Genomic DNA, 16,735 nt, shown 5'->3' with positions numbered 1-16,735 from the left:
ACACAATTAGCTGCTATCCTGAAGAAAATAGCAGGAGAAAGTGAAATATGATCGATAAATTCGCAGCCTTCTCGTCGGCTTTGTTGCTATTGGCCGCCGTATTCGGTGTTGGTTCCGATGCGGCCGCTCAACAGTCCGAAACGTCCGGTACCTTGCTGGTCGGCAATAAAGGCGAAAACACCCTCAGCTTCATTGACCTGCAAAGCGGCAACGAAATCGTTCGCCGTTCGACCGGCAACCAACCCCATGAAATCGCCATCTCTCCCGATGGCAAGCTGGCCGCAATTGTTTCCTATGGCGGGCAGACCATCGATATTTTCGACATCGCAGCCAGGGACCGGGTCGAAACCGTCTCGCTGGCACCATCTCGCCGACCGCATGGCATCCTCTGGCTGGACGATGGACGGATCATCGCGACGACCGAAGGCAGCGACAATATAACCATCCTTTCTCCACCAACCGGCGAGGCGCAGCAGCGCGAAATTTCGACGATCGCCACGGAGCAGAAGGGTAGCCATATGCTGGTGGTCACGCCGGACAAGTCGCGTGCCTTTGTCACCAATATGCAATCCGGAACGGTCAGTGTACTGGATCTTGTAAAGATGACCAAGATCGCCGATTTACCGGCGGGAACGGAACCCGAAGGATTAGCGATCACCCCCGATGGCGCAACCGTCTGGGTCGCCGACCGGCAGAGCGACCGGCTCTACATATTCGACGCCGACAACCTTGAAGAACTGGACCAGATCGATACCGGGAAATTTCCGATCCGCGTGGCGATCACCCCCGATGGTACAACCGCGATCACATCCAATCTCGGAGATGGCGGGCTTGGCCTGTTCGATGTCGCGACGCGCCAACCCAAGGGGACGATCGCAATCAGCGGCAACGCAGACTCCCGGCAAGTGACGATCCTCTTTTCCGCCGATGGCAAAATTCTCTATGTTGCAGAAACCGGTCCTGATACTGTTGCCGAAGTGGATCTGGCAGCCGGCAAGGTCATCCGGCGGTTCAAGGTTGGTGCGGACGGAGATGGCCTGGGCATCGGTCTGAACAACCACGCCGAAACGGACTAGGCCAGGACGATAGACACCCCGGGTCGCGCCGTGGGAGACATAAGTTGCAGAAGCCGTTCAATCGCCTGCAGGCGCTGATGATCAAGGCCATGGCGGAAGCCTTGTTTCACAATCGCAAGATGGCCATTTCACCCGATCAGATCGTCGACAATCTGCAGGAGCATTTTTCCAATATCCAAGGCGACAAGCCGCAGGAAATCGGAATGGCGCTCTATGGACTGTTGCTCGTGCTCGGTGGTCCGTTTTTTCTTGTGGCACCCCCCGGAATCCGCAAAAAAATTATCCGCCGCCGGTTGCAGAAATCCAGGATCGATCTGTTTCAGGATATCGCGCGCACCAAGGGAGTGATCCTGGCCGGCTATTATGGCCATTGGCAGCATGGCGACGAAGAGGGCAATTTCGACAATCCCGTCTATGCGGATCTCGAATTCGAACTGCCCGCCCAGCGCGACCGCTCCGCCCCCGGCGAACGTCCGGTCCGCCGCGAACCTCGGCGTGATCTGAAGGCTGGAGTCTTTGTCGGCCATGACGCCGTCCCGGAAGAAACCGACGTCATCGTGATCGGCTCGGGCGCGGGCGGAGCGGTAGCCGCTGCCGCAGTTGCCGACGAGGGACACGAAGCGCTGATCATCGAGGCGGGCAGTCACTATCCCTCGTCGAGGATCACACTGGAAGAAGCGCGCATGACCGCCCGCCTGTTCAAGGACGGTGCCCTGCAGACCACAGCAGACCGGGACATCATCGTGTTCCAGGGCCGTGTCGTCGGCGGTTCCACGGTCATCAACAACGGTATCTGCCTGCGCATGAAGCAGGAGGGTCTGGTCCATCCCGACGCCGAAGATGTTTACGAAACATGGGCGAGACTGGGTGCACCGGTCAGCGAGAGCGAACTGGCGCATAGTTACGAAGCGGTCGAGCAGGCACTGAATGTCGCGGAAATTGATCCGGTCGTCGGCCGCAACAACGGTCCGCACCTGATCGAAGGCTGGCACAAATATGCTGCACAATCGAATGATCCGATGGACCATAAGGCGATCACTGCCTGGTTCCGGAAAAATTATGGCCCGGCAACGCCGGATAGCGAATGCGTCTATTGCGGCTATTGCAACACCGGTTGTCCCTATGGGCGCAAAAAGGCAATGCCGGAGAGTTTTCTCGCCCATGCCACCGATGCTGCGCGCACCAGACCCGCACGAATCTTGGATGAGGCCGAGGCAACCGAAATATTGTGGGATGAAGGCGCAAATGGCAAAAGGATTGCCCGCGCCGTCGAAGTCACTCTCAATGACGGCCGCACGCGCACCATTCGTGCCCGCAAAGGCGTGGTGGTGGCGGCAGGCGCGCTCGCTTCCAGCACCCTGCTTCAGGCCAGCGGTATCATACAATCGGGCACCAATATCTCGCTCAACATAGCCTGTCCGGTGGTGGCGCTGATGCCCGAAGGTACCAAGGCCAATGTCTGGAACGAGGACCAGATGGCGACCTATGTCGACCGCGGCGACTTTCTGATCGAAAGCCATTTCCAGCCGCCGATGAGCATGGCAACCCTAGTCCCCGGCTGGTTCGAGGATCATTATGAACGGATGCAAAATTACAATCGGCTGGTGTCTGCCGGGGTCCTGTTTCCGGCTGATCGCCTCGGTCATATGGACCATGGCAAGCTCAAGCTTAAGATCGGCGAGGACGAACTGGCTTTATTGCGCCGCGCGCTGGCGACGATGACCAAGGTCCATTTTCTGAACGGTGCGATCGAAGTCTATCCCGCCCTGCTCCGTGGCCAGACGTTGACCCGCGACATGAGCCATGCCGAAATCGATGCCTTCTATCAGAGCGCGATCGTCGAACCGGACGACGTGGTCCTGTCGAGTTCCCATCCTCATGGCGGCAACGCGATCAATGTCGATCCGCACAAGGGTGTGGTCGATCTCAACCAGCGCGTGCACAATACCACCAATTGCTACGTCGCCGATGCCAGCGTGATGCCAAGCTGCATTCGCGTAAACGCGCAGCTGACCACCATGGCCATGGCGCACCGGGCTCTAGCGGGAAAACGGCGCTTCGGTTAGCTCTTGAAGTTGAAGTCGGGCAGCGATTGAAACGCATTTTTGAGCGCATCGCCCCATCCCGCCGAAATCGTCTGAAAATAGGGATCATCATCCTCGATCCGCTCCTGCCGTGTGATTGAAAAACTGTCGGCTTCATAGACCTGCAAATCCAGCGGCAGATCCACCGCCAGATTGGCGCGAATGGTTGAATCGAACGAGACCAGCAACAGCTTCACGGCATTTTCGAACGACATGTCCGGATCAAAGGCACGCACCAGAATCGGGCGGCCATATTTGGTTTCGCCGCTCTGAAAAAACGGGCTGTCATCGCTGGCCTCGATAAAATTACCCGCCGGATAGACCAGAAAAAGTCGCGGATCGCTGCCCTTGATCTGACCGCCAACAATCAAAGTGGCGCCAAAGGGAGACTTGGCTTCCTGACCATCGTGGGAATAGGTTTTGACCACTTCACGCAAGGTTTCGCCAATAATCGTGGCGACCTGGAACATGGACGGTGCCTGCAGCATCGACGGATTGCGGTCATCGGGATGCTTGCCGCGCTCATCAAGCAAGCTCACCACCGCCTGCGTGGTCGCCAGATTACCCGCCGACAGCAGAGTGATAACCCGGTCGCCGGGCACTTCCCAACTGGTCAGCTTCTTGACCTGGGCGATATCGTCGACGCCCGCATTGGTGCGGGTATCCGACATGAAAACAAGGCCCCGTTTCATCCGCAGGCCCACACAATAGGTCATATTTTAATCCTGATATTATTCGACAAGGCGATTATTGCTGCACCTGCAAGGTAACAATCATATCTTCGCTCCCTGCACCAAAGCGCAATCCGGAAATGGGTGACGCTTCCCGGTAATCGAGGCCGGTCGCAATGCGCACATAGCGCTCATCGGGAGAATAGCCATTGGAAACATCAAATCCAACCCAGCCCAACCCGTCGATATAAGCCTCGGCCCAGGCATGGGTCGCATCCTGATCAACGCGGTCGCTCATCATAAGGTAACCCGAAACATAGCGGGCTGGAAAATCCAGCAAGCGCGCAGCGGCACAGAAAATATGGCTATGATCCTGACAGACCCCTTCCCCGGTCTTGAGAGCGGTTTCGACATCGGTCTCTGCATCGGTCTGACCCGTTCGATAGGCAACCTTTTCGACCACGGCTGCGGACAGGGCATGAAGCCTGGCAATATCATTTTCAAAATCATCGCCGATCGATTTGGCCAGTCTGCGGGTTTCCTGACCCGGCTTGGTCAGATCGGTTGCCTGCTTGAAATACCAAAGCGGCGCAAAGCCCGAGTGCGACCCCATGATACCGCTGCCGTCGCTATTCTCGACCTCGCCGGTGCACTTGATTGATATTTCTTTGTGACCCTGCTCGATGCTGATCAGGTCGACATGGTTGCAATGCTGGTCCTCGAAGGACAATTCGACCTTGCCACCATCGATTTCGATATTCCAGCTCTTGACCGTTTGCCCGGCACGCTCCTTTGGACGCAGCCGAACTTGCTGCAATCCATATTGCACCGGCGCGTCATATATATAGCGAGTTTCGTGATTGATGTTCAGAAGCATATCTAACCGATCCTGTCCTGAAAGTTGAAATCTGACTCGATCTGCGCAGCCAGACCGTTATTCGCCTTGATAAAGTCAGAAATATATTGGTGCAGACCATATTCGAAAATTGCCTCGATCGGCCGGCTCAACAAATCGTTGCAAATCTCGTTCGCCAGCGTTCCCGATCGGCTTTCGCGGCCATAATTCTGATCGATATAATTAAGATTATCGCTGATCTTGGAGTAACAAAAGGTCAATGACCGCGGCATTTGCTTGTGCAATATCAGATAGTCTGCAACGCCAAGTGCGCTGATATCCGGACCATTGAGCCAGCGATAAGAACGGTGCGCCGATACCGATCGCAAAATCGTTTCCCATTGCACATTGTCGACTGAAGATCCGATCAGCGCGACCGACGGCAGCAGCAGATAATATTTCACATCAAGGATACGCGCCGTGCTGTCGGCCCTTTCCAGAAAACTGCCAAGCCGCAGGAAATTGAAGCCGTCATTGCGCAACATCGTGCCCAGGGTCGCCCCTCTCACCAAAGCGCTTTGCTGTCTGATCAATCCCAGCGTGTCCGGCAGATCCTGTTCCTTGACCGGCTTGGCCAATGCGGCATTCAGGGTGATCCAGCTTTCGTTCGTCGCCTCCCATACTTCCCGAGTCAGTGCCGTTCTGGCGGTCCGCGCGCTGTCCCGGGCCTTCTTCATCAAAGCGAGGACACTGCTCGAATTGTCGCGATCACGGAGCAGAAAGTCGATTACCTTGCTGGATTCATAATCGTTATGCTTTTTCCGATAGGCAGCAATCACGCCGGATGATTTGAGCACGGAAGACCATTCGGCGCTCGCGGATACGGACCGGGTCAGCGCGATACGAAATCCCGCCTCGATGAAACGCGCACTATTTTCGACACGCTCAAGATAACGCGACATCCAGAAAAGGCTTGCAGCTGTTTTCCCCAGCATCAGAGACGACCCTTCATTCTTCCAGCACCCATGTATCCTTGGTGCCTCCGCCTTGACTGCTGTTCACCACCAGTGACCCTTCGGTCATCGCTACCCGGGTCAGTCCGCCGGGCGTGATACTGATACCATTGGGCGAAACCAGCACAAACGGCCGGAGATCCACATGGCGAGGGGACAATCCCTTTTTCGTGAAGATCGGCACAGTGGAAAGCGCCAGCGTTGGCTGGGCAATATAATTGCTCGCATTGTCGATCAGCTTGGCACGAAAGGCGGCAACCTCCTTTTTCGATGCTGCAGGCCCCACCAGCATACCATAGCCGCCAGAGCCGTGGACCTCCTTCACAACCAGTTCGTCCAGATGTTCCAGAACATAGGCCAGCTCATCCTTTTCCGAACAGCGCCAGGTCGGCACATTCTCGAGCAGGGGCTTTTCACCGGTATAGAATTCCACGATGTCGGGCATATAGCTGTATAGCGCCTTGTCATCGCAGATCCCGGTACCGGGCGCGTTGGCTATGGTGATCCCGCCCGCTCGATAGACATCGAAAATTCCCGGTACACCGAGCATCGATTGCGGATTGAAATTGAGCGGGTCGAGATAATCGTCGTCAATCCGGCGATAGAGCACGTCGATCGCTGTATAGCCCTCGGTCGTACGCATGGCGACGCGCCCATCGACGATTTTCAGATCATGCCCCTCGACCAGTTCCACGCCCATCTGGTCGGCAAGAAAGCTGTGCTCGAAATAGGCGCTGTTATGAATGCCCGGCGTGAGCACGGCGACAACCGGTTTTCCCGTGCATTGCGGCGGCGCACAGGCGGCAAGGGACCGGCGCAATTGACCGGGATAATGACTGACTTCCTGCACCTTGATCTTGGCAAACAGTTCCGGGAACATCTGCAGCATGGTTTCCCGATTTTCGAGCATATAGCTGACCCCCGACGGGGTACGGGCATTGTCCTCGAGTACGTAAAATTCTTCATCCCCGGTCCGGACGATATCGGTTCCGATAATATGGGTGTAAATGCCACCCGGCGGATGGACACCAATCATCTGTGGAAGAAAGGCCTCGTTATTTGCGATCAGTTCGACCGGCACACGGCCGGCACGCAAGATTTCTTGCCGATGATAGATATCATAGAGAAAGGCATTGATCGCGCGCACGCGCTGCTCGATTCCTTTCGACAGCTTGCGCCATTCGCGTGCCGATAACACACGTGGCACAACATCGAACGGAATCAGACGTTCGTCCGCCTCATCCTGACCATAGACATTGAAGGTGATCCCGGTTTTCCGAAAGAATGCTTCCGCGTCAGCGGATTTGCGATGGAGCCGTTTGACGTCTTCGCCATCGAGCCAATTTTTATATTCCTGATAGGGCGGACGGACATGGTCCCCGCTGCCCAGCATTTCATCGAACAAGTAATATTCCCCCTAAACGAAACGTTTAAACCTGTCCTCCCGGGCCGTAACTAGCGCAACCCACTCCCGGAAGCAACGGAAATGCCTAAATAACAGGGATGCAGAGATCAGACGGGGTAGGTCACGCCGGTCATTTTTTCGGAAATCGCCCACAAGCTTTTGGCGGGATCAATCCGCCTGGCCTTGCCATGCGGCCGCACCTCTCGGGCCGGTCCAGTCCACTCCGCATTTCGGCTTGGCCCGAAATACTGACCACTCTCCACGCCGGTTCCAGCGGCGGCCGCCAGCGTGGGCCATGCCCCTTGCGCCGCGCTGTTCATGAACAATCCGGTCACCGGCCGCAGTAGCGATATCATCATCGCCGGAAAATGCCGCGCCAGCTCCGTATCCGCTACACCCGGATGGCAGGCGGTCGCAATGATCGGAGAATCGCCTGCGCGCAACCGCCGATCGAGTTCGTACATATGCAGCAAATTGGCCAGCTTGCTCATCGCATAGCGGCCCCAGCGGCTATAGCTCTTGTCTGCATTTATATCGTCAAAATCTATCTGGCCGCTGCGGTGGGCCATGCTCGAAGTGATCACCACCCGCGGCGAATGTCCTGCTGCCAGCTTGTCGAGCAGCAGTCCGGTGAGCGCAAACGTCCCCAGATGATTGACACCAAATTGCGATTCAAACCCGTCGACCGTCTCTTCCCTTGGTGGCATCATGATCCCGGCATTGTTCAGCAGCACATCCAGCCGGGGCTCCTCTGCCACCAATGCGGCTGCGGCCCGCACTGACTGAAGATCTCCCAGGTCCAGTGGGATGAAGCGCAGGTCGGCTTCCGGATAGACCGAGCGAATATCCCCCATCGCTTCCTTCGCCTTTTCCGAGGAGCGACAGCCAAGCAGCACCCGTGCGCCCCTGCCCGCCAGCAGCTTCGCCGCCGCATAGCCTAGCCCGCTATTCGCGCCGGTTACAAAAAACACCCGCCCGCTCTGGTCGGGAACATCCTTGTCGGTAAAATTTCTGATTGTCATGTCCGGCGCCTCCAGAACCTTGTTACCACAGAAATTAACGGCTGAGCAGCAAAACTGTGGCGTACAGCCCCTCCCCTCGCTGCGATCCAAGGCCTTTCCAGCAAGCTGGGCTTCCGGCTACGGCCCACACCACTTTACTTCCCGCCGATATCGTCTAATCGCTGCTGCCATCAGCTTTGGAGAATATCATGCGTGCCGACGCGCAAGCCTATGTCGACCGGATCGACGCCGCCCTCAACCTGATCAGGACCTCGCTCAACTGGGATGTCGCCCTGCGCCGTCTCGACGAGCTCAACGCCCGGGTCGAGGACCCGACCCTGTGGGATGACCAGACCGCCGCCCAGGCGGTCATGACCGAGCGCCGCCGCCTCGATGAATCGATCAGCGCGGCCAGGGAAATCGCGCAGGAACGCAACGACGCGCTCGAATTTATCGAAATGGCCGAGGAAGAAGGCGATGGGGGCCTGGCTGACGAAGGCGTCGCCAGCCTCGAGAAGCTTGCCGCCCGCGCCGACCGGGACAAGGTCAACGCTCTGCTTTCCGGCGAAGCCGACAGTCTCGATACCTATATCGAAATTCACGCCGGCGCCGGCGGCACCGAAAGCCAGGATTGGGCCGAAATGCTGTTGCGCATGTACCAGCGTTGGGCCGAGGCGCGAGGTTATAAAATATCGATGGTCGATTATCAGGCCGGGGATCAGGCGGGCATAAAATCGGCGACGATCGAGGTGAAAGGCGAAAATGCCTATGGCTATGCCAAGACCGAAAGCGGCGTTCACCGGCTGGTCCGTATCTCTCCGTTCGACAGCGCCGCCAAGCGCCACACCAGTTTCTCCAGCGTCTGGGTCTATCCGGTCATCGACGACAGTTTCGAGGTCGAGATCAACGAAAGCGATCTCAAGATCGACACCTATCGCGCCTCCGGTTCCGGCGGGCAGCACGTCAACACCACCGACAGCGCCGTGCGCATCACCCACCAGCCGACCGGAATCGTCGTCGCCAGTCAGAATGACCGTAGCCAGCACAAGAACCGCGCCACTGCCATGGGCATGCTCAAAGCGCGCCTGTTCGAGGCCGAGCTGCAGCGCCGCGAAGCCGAGGCTTCGGGCGAATATGAAGCCAAAACCGAAATCGGCTGGGGCCACCAGATCCGTTCTTATGTGCTGCAACCCTATCAGATGGTCAAGGATCTCCGCACCGGCCACACCAGCAGCGCCCCCAATGCCGTGCTGGACGGCGGTCTCGACGAATTTATCGCCGCGACCCTGGCGCAGAAGGTGACCGGAGAGAAGGTCGATGTCGAGGATGTGGATTAGTAAAACCCTGCGCTAGGGAAGCCACACTCTCTCCCACACCCCGTTCGTCCTGAACCTGTCGAAGGACAATGTAAGATAATCCACCCGTGCCCCTCCTAGCCGTTCGCCAGAACCGCAAATTTGCCCCTCTAACCCGACAATATATCTTCAGCGACGCAGCGAGCCAAGTCACAACATTCAACCAGCCCCTGCGAGAACGGATAGCGTTCCAACAATTGCGGCAATGCGAGACAATAGATCCGGTCGGTGCCGGATCGTGCCAAGTCCAGCGCAAACGGACGGATCACCGGTTCTTCAGGAGCCCGGAGCGCCTTGACCAGTTCCGGAAAGGGCAAGTCTTTTAAACCGGCCGATGCCTGCCCGCGCGCGTCAATCAGAGCGTCAAATTCTATCGTGCCATCTTCGGTATCAACCGCGATCATGCCATCGTCCGTTTCTGAAAATTCCGCCCTCTCCTCGGTGGCAATCAGCGCCAGCACGCCGGCGTCATATAAGGCAACGATCCGAGCGAGTGACAGATGCGGAACCGCAGCATAGCAATCGGCGAAGACCGGCATGAGATGCTCCAGGAACCGAGCATAATCTTCTTCGGACAAGTCTCTCAGGACATGATCGAAGATCTCGTGGCTCCGCAACAGCACATAGCGGTGGGGAATCGTCTCCTTGCGCTTCAGGCTTTCACCAACAACCGTCAAGTCACGCTTCAACGCCTGCAATCCACCCATTTCTCGGCGGTGTGCAAAATAGCCAGGCGCGAACCCCTCCACCGTTCTTGCCGTGGACGGCAATGCAGTCAGATAGTCGGGGTCGGCGGCGTCGAGTTCATCGCACAAAAGCGCAAACACTCGGTCCAGCAGTCCATCGGATCCACCGACGATTTCGTCATCCACGGCTGCCCGTGTCAAGCATGTCAGCGGCTCGTAGGGAAAAGGATAATAGAAATCGCCTTCGGGCATGATCCCCATATGGGATACCATGGTGATCCGCAAATCGTCATCGGCGTCATTCGGCAACCAGCTGATGCGGTCCCCAATCTGGTCGAATACACCGCGCGCGTGACCCAGCGCCATGACACTATCGATTGCCGACAATGACGAGCCCAATATTCCGATATCGGCATGGGTAAGCGCAGTGATATTCGTATAGGGCCAGGGCGAGACCATTGCCACGCCATCGATCTCCGGAACCTCAGGCCAGCTGTGACCGGAAGCAATGGCCACAAAGTCAAACTGTGCGGTCTGAATGTCCTGCCCCGATCCCTCTTGGCCGGACCGATAAGATATGCTCGGCGTTCCGTCCTCGGCCGTCTTGATATCGACAACACAGCTCTGGGTAAACACCCTGATCTGGTGCCCCGCCTCTTGCCCGCTTTTGCACAAATCCTCGAATTGGGATTGGAGATATTCGCCGATTAGTACACGCGGATAGAAGGCCCGTGCGGCCAGGTCATGCGCGGTCAGCTCCCATTGGTTCAGTTCGCGGGCGGGACGGTCCTTCAGCCACCCGAGCAGCGGACGCTCAATCGCAGGGATTTCACGGCTGAATGCGTTGCAGAGCATATAATCTGCATTATACTCGGAATTGTAGGGCATGCCCAAACCGGCTGCTTCAGAGGCTTCAAATATGCTGATCGCCAGTCGGTCATCGCTGACGCTGAGATGCTTCAGCAGGTAAATGGCCATGGGCCCGCTGCCCACGATGCCGATCTGACGCAATGATAATCCCTTTCGGCAATTGACAGGTTGATATTCTAAAGTGGCTTGAATTAGATAGTCAGTGGCATCGCATCAAAAACGCAATGGCGCAGCCCACAATTCCTTTCGTCGGTATCAAACGAACGACCGCCGAATGAAGGATCGCTGATGCCGATCATCCATCCGGCAGATCGCCTTATTGGGTTTCGTTACGCGAGATCACGAACATCGGGTTCCCGCTCGTAGAAGCGCGTTGCCGCGTTATCGACGAAGACCGAGCCGGCCGCCGTCACGCCTTCTGCATCCTGCGGTATATGGCAATGATCCAGCAGCAGCTGCGCCCCGGTATCATGACCAATCGCCTTCAGATGGACCCATGCATCGCAGACAAAATCGACAGCCGCACTGTCCTTGGTCAATTTCTTGGCTGCGTCTTCGCTCAGCACCAGAGCGACTGCATCCAGCAGCACCGATGGAGTCCCCGCGAGCTGACCATCGGCCTCTAGCGTACCGCCCTTGACCTTGATCCCGCCCACCTTGGGCGCGATCAGCATGGCTGTGCCCCCCTTGGACTCGATTGCCTTTTTCATCTCGTCGATGACCTTCTTTTCCGAACCTTCTGCAAACAGAATACCGACCTTGCGACCATTCAGCACGTCCTTGGCGTTTTTCTGGATCGACAGAGCGTCTGAAATACCGAGATCGACGGGTTGGCGCGCCGGCTTTGTAGCCTTGGGCAAATCAATCGCCAGTCCGTCAGCCACGCGTTTCGCTAGATCCGCATCGATATTCCGGAGCTGTGCTACCGTGCGCTGGCGCACATGGTCTATACCGACTTTCGAAAGTTCAAAGACGAGTGCCGACGCGATATGCGCCTGCTCATTGGCTGTCTGCGAAAGATAGAATAAGCGCGCTTGGCTGAAATGATCAGCGAACAACTCGCCGCGGGCCCGCACTTTCTTGGTCGGATCATTGCGCTCACCATTCTCGCGGAAGGAGCTGAAGCCGGTTTCCGGACATTCGCGCGGACCGCCGTCCTCGCCCGCCTCGGCCAGACTGTTCGGCTCATAATTGGCGCGCCCGGTCGGTACCATCGTCTGCATTAGACCATCGCGCTCGAAATTGTGCATCGGGCATTTTGGCGCATTGATCGGGATCTGATGAAAATTGGTCGTGCCAAGCCGCGATTTCTGCGTGTCCAGATAGCTGAACAGGCGCCCCTGCAGCAGCGGATCGTTGGAAAAGTCGATCCCCGGAATGACATTGGTCGGCAGAAAGGCGACCTGTTCGGTTTCGGCAAAGAAATTGTCCGGATTGCGGTTCAGCGTCATCTTGCCCACGATCCGGACCGGAATTTCCTCTTCCGGTATCAATTTGGTCGCGTCGAGCACATCATAAGGCTGCTTGGCCGCCCATTGCTCGTCGAACGTCTGCACGCCCAGCTCCCATTCTGGAAAGTCTCCCGCAGCAATCGCTTCGTGCAGGTCGCGGCGATGATAGTCCGGATCGGCGCCGGAAATCTTGACTGCCTCGTCCCAGGTGGTCGACTGCATGCCGAGCTTTGGCTTCCAGTGGAACTTCACGAACGTGCCCTTGCCCTCGTCATTGACGAAGCGGAACGTGTGAACGCCAAAGCCTTCCATCATCCGCAAGCTGCGCGGCAGCGCCCGGTCCGACATGACCCACATGATCATGTGCATGCTTTCCGGCATCAGGCTGATGAAATCCCAGAATGTATCATGGGCGGAAGCCGCCTGTGGAAATCCCCGGTCGGCTTCCGGCTTGACCGAATGCACCAGATCAGGAAATTTGATCGCGTCCTGGATGAAGAACGGGGCGATATTGTTCCCGACCAGGTCCCAGTTGCCGGTCTCGGTATAAAATTTCACCGCAAAACCGCGCACATCACGCGGCGTGTCCTTCGATCCCTTGGAGCCAGCGACGGTCGAGAACCGCACGAATACGGGACAACCATTGCCCTTCTTCTGGAAAAGCTCCGCCTTGGTCAGCTCCGAAATTGCCTCGGTCACCTCGAACACGCCATGCGCGCCGGAACCCCGGGCATGGACGATCCGCTCCGGAATCCGTTCATGATCAAAGTGAAAGATTTTTTCGCGCAGCACGAAATCTTCGAGCAGGCTGGGCCCGCGCGCGCCTGCCTTCAGACTGTTCTGATTATCGGAAATCCGGTGACCGAAATTGTCGGTCAGATGGGCCACCGCATCCTCGTGATCCCCGTCCGCCTTGATATGCTGATGCGTTTCCCCGCTCTGCTCCCGTTGCGCTTCGGAAACGGCGGTGCGGCCGCTTCCCGGCTGGATATCATGCAGCGCATTGTCGAGCGCCGGGCTGGCGGAAGCGGCTTGCCGTTTCGATTGGGGGGTGGCTTTTTTCTTGGTCATCTAAAATTCCTCTGGCTGGGGTCATCCAAAAACGGTTTTCTCTAAAGCAACGACCGACACGCTTTTCCGTTCCCGAAAATCAGGCCCATTCCCTGCGTCTTGTCCCTGTCGCCGATTCCAGCCCATGCACGACTCCGGATTGCCGTGCGAAAGCATCTTCTGTCGGCCGATGGCCAAACAAGGATTGAACCCTATCGTACGCTCGCCTAGTCTCTTTCCGATGAAGAAACCTGTCGCCAAAACTCGCGGGCTACCGCCGCTCCACCTGATCGCCGGGATGACCGCTCTGCTGCTGATGACCGCGCCGCTGGGTGCGTGCAAGCGACTGCCGGACGCCGATGATCAGCGTGCCGAGACCGCGCGCGCCTATCCGCCGGCATCGCGACCGGTGTCGGAACTCGCCGGCAATCAATGGTCGACCGAGACCGCGCGCGACAATCGCGGCGAGGCCGAGGAGATCATGAAGGCGGCAGGGCTCGAGCCGGGCATGACGGTTGCTGATATCGGCGCTGGCGAGGGCTATTATACCGTGCGGCTTGCTGACAAGGTCGGTGCGACCGGTCGGGTGCTCGCTCAGGATATTGACGAAGCTGCGATCGACCGGCTGGCCGAGCGGGTCAACCGCGAGAGTCTCGACAATGTCTCGATCAAGCTTGGCGCGCCGGACGACCCGCGGCTGCCCGAGAGCAGCTTTGATCGGATATTCCTGGTCCACATGTACCACGAGGTGCGCGAACCTTATGCCTTTCTCTCGCGATTGCGCCCGGCGCTGGTCGACCCGAATGGGCCGAACGGGGCTGGCGAGGTGATCGTGGTCGACGTCAACCGCGATTTTTCGCAGCACGGCATCCCGCCGAAGCAGCTGTTCTGCGAGTTCGAGGCCGTCGGCTACGAGCTGGTCGGTTTCATGGAGCGACCCGAGCTTGGCGGCTATTTTGCGCGCTTCCGGGCGGAAGGCGAGGCGATATTGCCCGGCAAGATCTTACCCTGCCCCTATCAGCGAAGCAGCCAATGAATCACGGGGTGATCGCTTCCTTCTTCCATTCGCTTCGCTGCCGCCGCGCCTTGCGGGCCAGCCGCCGCCAGTGGCGACGGTCGCGCGAAGACAGGCTGTTGTCATTCGCCCATTCCTTGAGCACATCGGCCGTGTCTGCGCCGTATTGGGTGTAAAAATAGCGGATATCCCGCGCGTCCTTGGTGCGGCGATAAGGCGTTTCGAACAGATCAAACATACAGGAGCCCCCCCGTGATAGAATCCGCCCTCTCCTGTACCACTTATGCTTTTTTGTACATTACGCGATCCGGCGATGAACTGCAATCGCAGAAATCATCACCTTGTCAATAAATTATTGTGAAAACACAATTTTTTTGTTGACCTACCCTTCATCGCCCATCTTCAGCGCGGCGATAAAGGCCTCCTGCGGGATGCTGACATTGCCATATTCGCGCATCTTCGCCTTGCCCTTCTTCTGCTTGTCGAGCAGCTTTTTCTTGCGGCTGATGTCGCCGCCATAGCATTTTGCCGTGACGTCCTTGCGCATCGCCGAGATCGTCTCGCGGGCGATCACCTTGCCGCCGATCGCCGCCTGGATCGGAATCTTGAACAGATGGCGCGGGATCAGGTCCTTGAGCCGCTCGCACATATGACGGCCGCGGGCTTCGGCGGCGTCGCGGTGGACGATCATGCTCAGCGCATCGACCGGATCCCCGTTGACCATGATGTTCATCTTGACCAGCTGGCCGGTGCGCAGGCCGATCTGGTGATAGTCGAAGCTGGCATAGCCGCGCGAGATACTCTTCAGCCGGTCGTAAAAGTCGAACACCACCTCGTTGAGCGGCAGTTCGTAGACCACCTGCGCCCGGTCGCTGACATAGGTCAGGTTCTTCTGTACCCCTCGGCGGTCCTGGCAGAGCTTCAATATGCCGCCGAGATATTCGTCCGGGCAATAGATGGTCGCCTCGATCCACGGCTCCTCGATCTCGCGGATCTTGACCACGTCCGGCATGTCCGCCGGGTTGTGCAGGAACATCTCGCTGCCGTCGTTCATCACGATCCGGTAGACCACCGACGGCGCGGTGGTGATCAGGTCGAGATCATATTCGCGGGTCAGCCGTTCCTGGACGATCTCCAGATGCAGCAGCCCCAGAAAACCGCAGCGGAACCCCTGCCCCAATGCTGCGCTGGTCTCCATCTCGAAGGTGAAGCTCGCATCATTCAGCCGCAGCTTGCCAATACTCTCGCGCAGCTTGTCGAAATCCGCCGCGTCGACCGGGAACAGGCCGCAGAACACCACCGACTGCACTTCCTTGAAGCCCGGCAGCGGCTCCGGCGCCGGGTTTTTCACCGTCGTGATCGTGTCGCCGACGGCGGTCTGGCTGACCTCCTTGATCTGCGCCGTGATGAAGCCGATCTCGCCCGCCGCCAGTTCCGGCAGCTGCTCGATCTTCGGCCGCATGCAGCCGACACGGTCGACCAGATGCTCGGTGCCTTGGGCCATGAACTTGATCCTGAGGCCCTTGGTGATCACCCCGTCGATCACCCGCACCAGGATGACCACGCCGAGATAGGGATCATACCAGCTGTCGACCAGCATTGCCTTCAGCGGCTTGCCCCGGTCGCCGCCCGGCGGCGGGATCTTGGTGACGATCTGCTCGAGAATATCCTCGATGCCGATGCCCGCCTTGGCGCTGGCCAGCACCGCCTCCGACGCATCCAGCCCGATGATCTCCTCGATCTCCTTGCGCACGCGCTCCGGCTCGGCCGCCGGCAGGTCGATCTTGTTGAGCACCGGAATGATCTCGTGGTCGTGCTCGATCGACTGGTAGACATTGGCCAACGTCTGCGCTTCGACCCCTTGCGCCGCGTCGACCACCAGCAAAGCGCCCTCGCACGCCGCCAGGCTCCGCGAGACTTCATAGGCAAAATCGACATGGCCCGGCGTGTCCATCAGGCTGAGCTCGTAATCCTCGCCATTTTTCGCCTTGTAATGCAGCCGCACCGTCTGCGCCTTGATGGTGATGCCGCGCTCTTTCTCGATATCCATATTGTCGAGCACCTGCTCGCTCATCTCGCGCTCGGTCAGCCCGCCGGTCTGCTGGATCAGCCGGTCGGCGAGAGTCGATTTGCCATGGTCGATATGGGCGATGATGGCGAAATTGCGGATATGGGAACGTTCGGTCATCCGCGCCCGTTAGCAGGGGCCTGCCCCCTTGTCAG

Annotated in this window: 13 protein-coding genes; 4 read left to right on the top strand and 9 right to left on the bottom strand. The window is 58.0% G+C overall.

Features of this window, described 5'->3' with window-relative positions:
- The first annotated feature begins 47 nt into the window (after positions 1–47).
- The gene (locus tag ACEW8J_RS10860) at positions 48–1,076 is read left to right on the top strand and encodes a beta-propeller fold lactonase family protein (RefSeq protein WP_373491659.1); all 1,029 of its coding nucleotides are present in this window, start codon (positions 48–50) and stop codon (positions 1,074–1,076) included.
- Between the two features lie 44 nt (positions 1,077–1,120).
- A complete protein-coding gene (locus ACEW8J_RS10855; RefSeq protein WP_373491658.1) occupies positions 1,121–3,142 on the top strand; it encodes a GMC family oxidoreductase N-terminal domain-containing protein in 2,022 nt (673 codons plus the stop codon).
- On the opposite strand, the gene ACEW8J_RS10850 is transcribed toward ACEW8J_RS10855, so the two are convergent.
- The 5 genes from ACEW8J_RS10850 to ACEW8J_RS10830 all read right to left on the bottom strand — a co-directional run bounded on the left by ACEW8J_RS10850 (position 3,139) and on the right by ACEW8J_RS10830 (position 8,106).
- Complete coding sequence (locus ACEW8J_RS10850) at positions 3,139–3,876, bottom strand: peptidase (protein WP_373491657.1); 738 nt, start codon at positions 3,874–3,876, stop codon at positions 3,139–3,141. The two genes, ACEW8J_RS10855 and ACEW8J_RS10850, sit on opposite strands and share 4 nt — an antisense overlap.
- Positions 3,877–3,907: 31 nt before the next feature.
- Positions 3,908–4,708: a transglutaminase domain-containing protein gene (locus ACEW8J_RS10845; RefSeq protein ID WP_373491656.1), complete on the bottom strand. Its 801-nt coding sequence runs from the start codon at positions 4,706–4,708 to the stop codon at positions 3,908–3,910.
- A 2-nt stretch (positions 4,709–4,710) separates the two neighbouring features.
- On the bottom strand, positions 4,711–5,661 hold the full coding sequence (locus ACEW8J_RS10840; protein ID WP_373491655.1) for an alpha-E domain-containing protein: 951 nt from the start codon (positions 5,659–5,661) through the stop codon (positions 4,711–4,713).
- 13 nt (positions 5,662–5,674) lie between these two features.
- Positions 5,675–7,072: a circularly permuted type 2 ATP-grasp protein gene (locus tag ACEW8J_RS10835; RefSeq protein ID WP_373491683.1), complete on the bottom strand. Its 1,398-nt coding sequence runs from the start codon at positions 7,070–7,072 to the stop codon at positions 5,675–5,677.
- Positions 7,073–7,191: 119 nt separating this feature from the next.
- Positions 7,192–8,106 (bottom strand): oxidoreductase, encoded by a 915-nt coding sequence (locus tag ACEW8J_RS10830; protein ID WP_373491654.1) that lies wholly within the window; start codon positions 8,104–8,106, stop codon positions 7,192–7,194.
- 188 nt (positions 8,107–8,294) lie between these two features.
- Here ACEW8J_RS10830 and prfB point away from each other — a divergent pair, with 188 nt between their 5' ends.
- Complete coding sequence (gene prfB / locus ACEW8J_RS10825) at positions 8,295–9,422, top strand: peptide chain release factor 2 (protein ID WP_373491653.1); 1,128 nt, start codon at positions 8,295–8,297, stop codon at positions 9,420–9,422.
- A 128-nt stretch (positions 9,423–9,550) separates the two neighbouring features.
- Here the strand turns inward: prfB and ACEW8J_RS10820 are convergent, their stop codons facing one another.
- Complete coding sequence (locus ACEW8J_RS10820) at positions 9,551–11,137, bottom strand: FAD/NAD(P)-binding protein (RefSeq protein ID WP_373491652.1); 1,587 nt, start codon at positions 11,135–11,137, stop codon at positions 9,551–9,553.
- A gap of 188 nt (positions 11,138–11,325) precedes the next feature.
- On the bottom strand, positions 11,326–13,518 hold the full coding sequence (locus ACEW8J_RS10815; protein ID WP_373491651.1) for a catalase: 2,193 nt from the start codon (positions 13,516–13,518) through the stop codon (positions 11,326–11,328).
- 220 nt (positions 13,519–13,738) lie between these two features.
- Here ACEW8J_RS10815 and ACEW8J_RS10810 point away from each other — a divergent pair, with 220 nt between their 5' ends.
- The gene (locus ACEW8J_RS10810; protein ID WP_373491650.1) at positions 13,739–14,533 is read left to right on the top strand and encodes a class I SAM-dependent methyltransferase; all 795 of its coding nucleotides are present in this window, start codon (positions 13,739–13,741) and stop codon (positions 14,531–14,533) included.
- 1 nt (position 14,534) lies between these two features.
- On the opposite strand, the gene ACEW8J_RS10805 is transcribed toward ACEW8J_RS10810, so the two are convergent.
- Positions 14,535–14,750, bottom strand: coding sequence for a hypothetical protein (locus ACEW8J_RS10805; protein ID WP_373491649.1), 216 nt, complete (start codon positions 14,748–14,750; stop codon positions 14,535–14,537).
- Positions 14,751–14,894: 144 nt separating this feature from the next.
- Positions 14,895–16,700, bottom strand: a complete 1,806-nt coding sequence (lepA, locus tag ACEW8J_RS10800; RefSeq protein WP_373491648.1) for a translation elongation factor 4 — start codon at positions 16,698–16,700, stop codon at positions 14,895–14,897.
- Positions 16,701–16,735: the final 35 nt, after the last annotated feature.

Source organism: Parasphingorhabdus sp. (assembly GCF_041748495.1).
GTDB lineage: Bacteria > Pseudomonadota > Alphaproteobacteria > Sphingomonadales > Sphingomonadaceae > Parasphingorhabdus.
The sequence above is the reverse complement of the archived record's forward strand: the minus strand, read 5'-3'. Positions and strand labels throughout refer to the sequence as shown.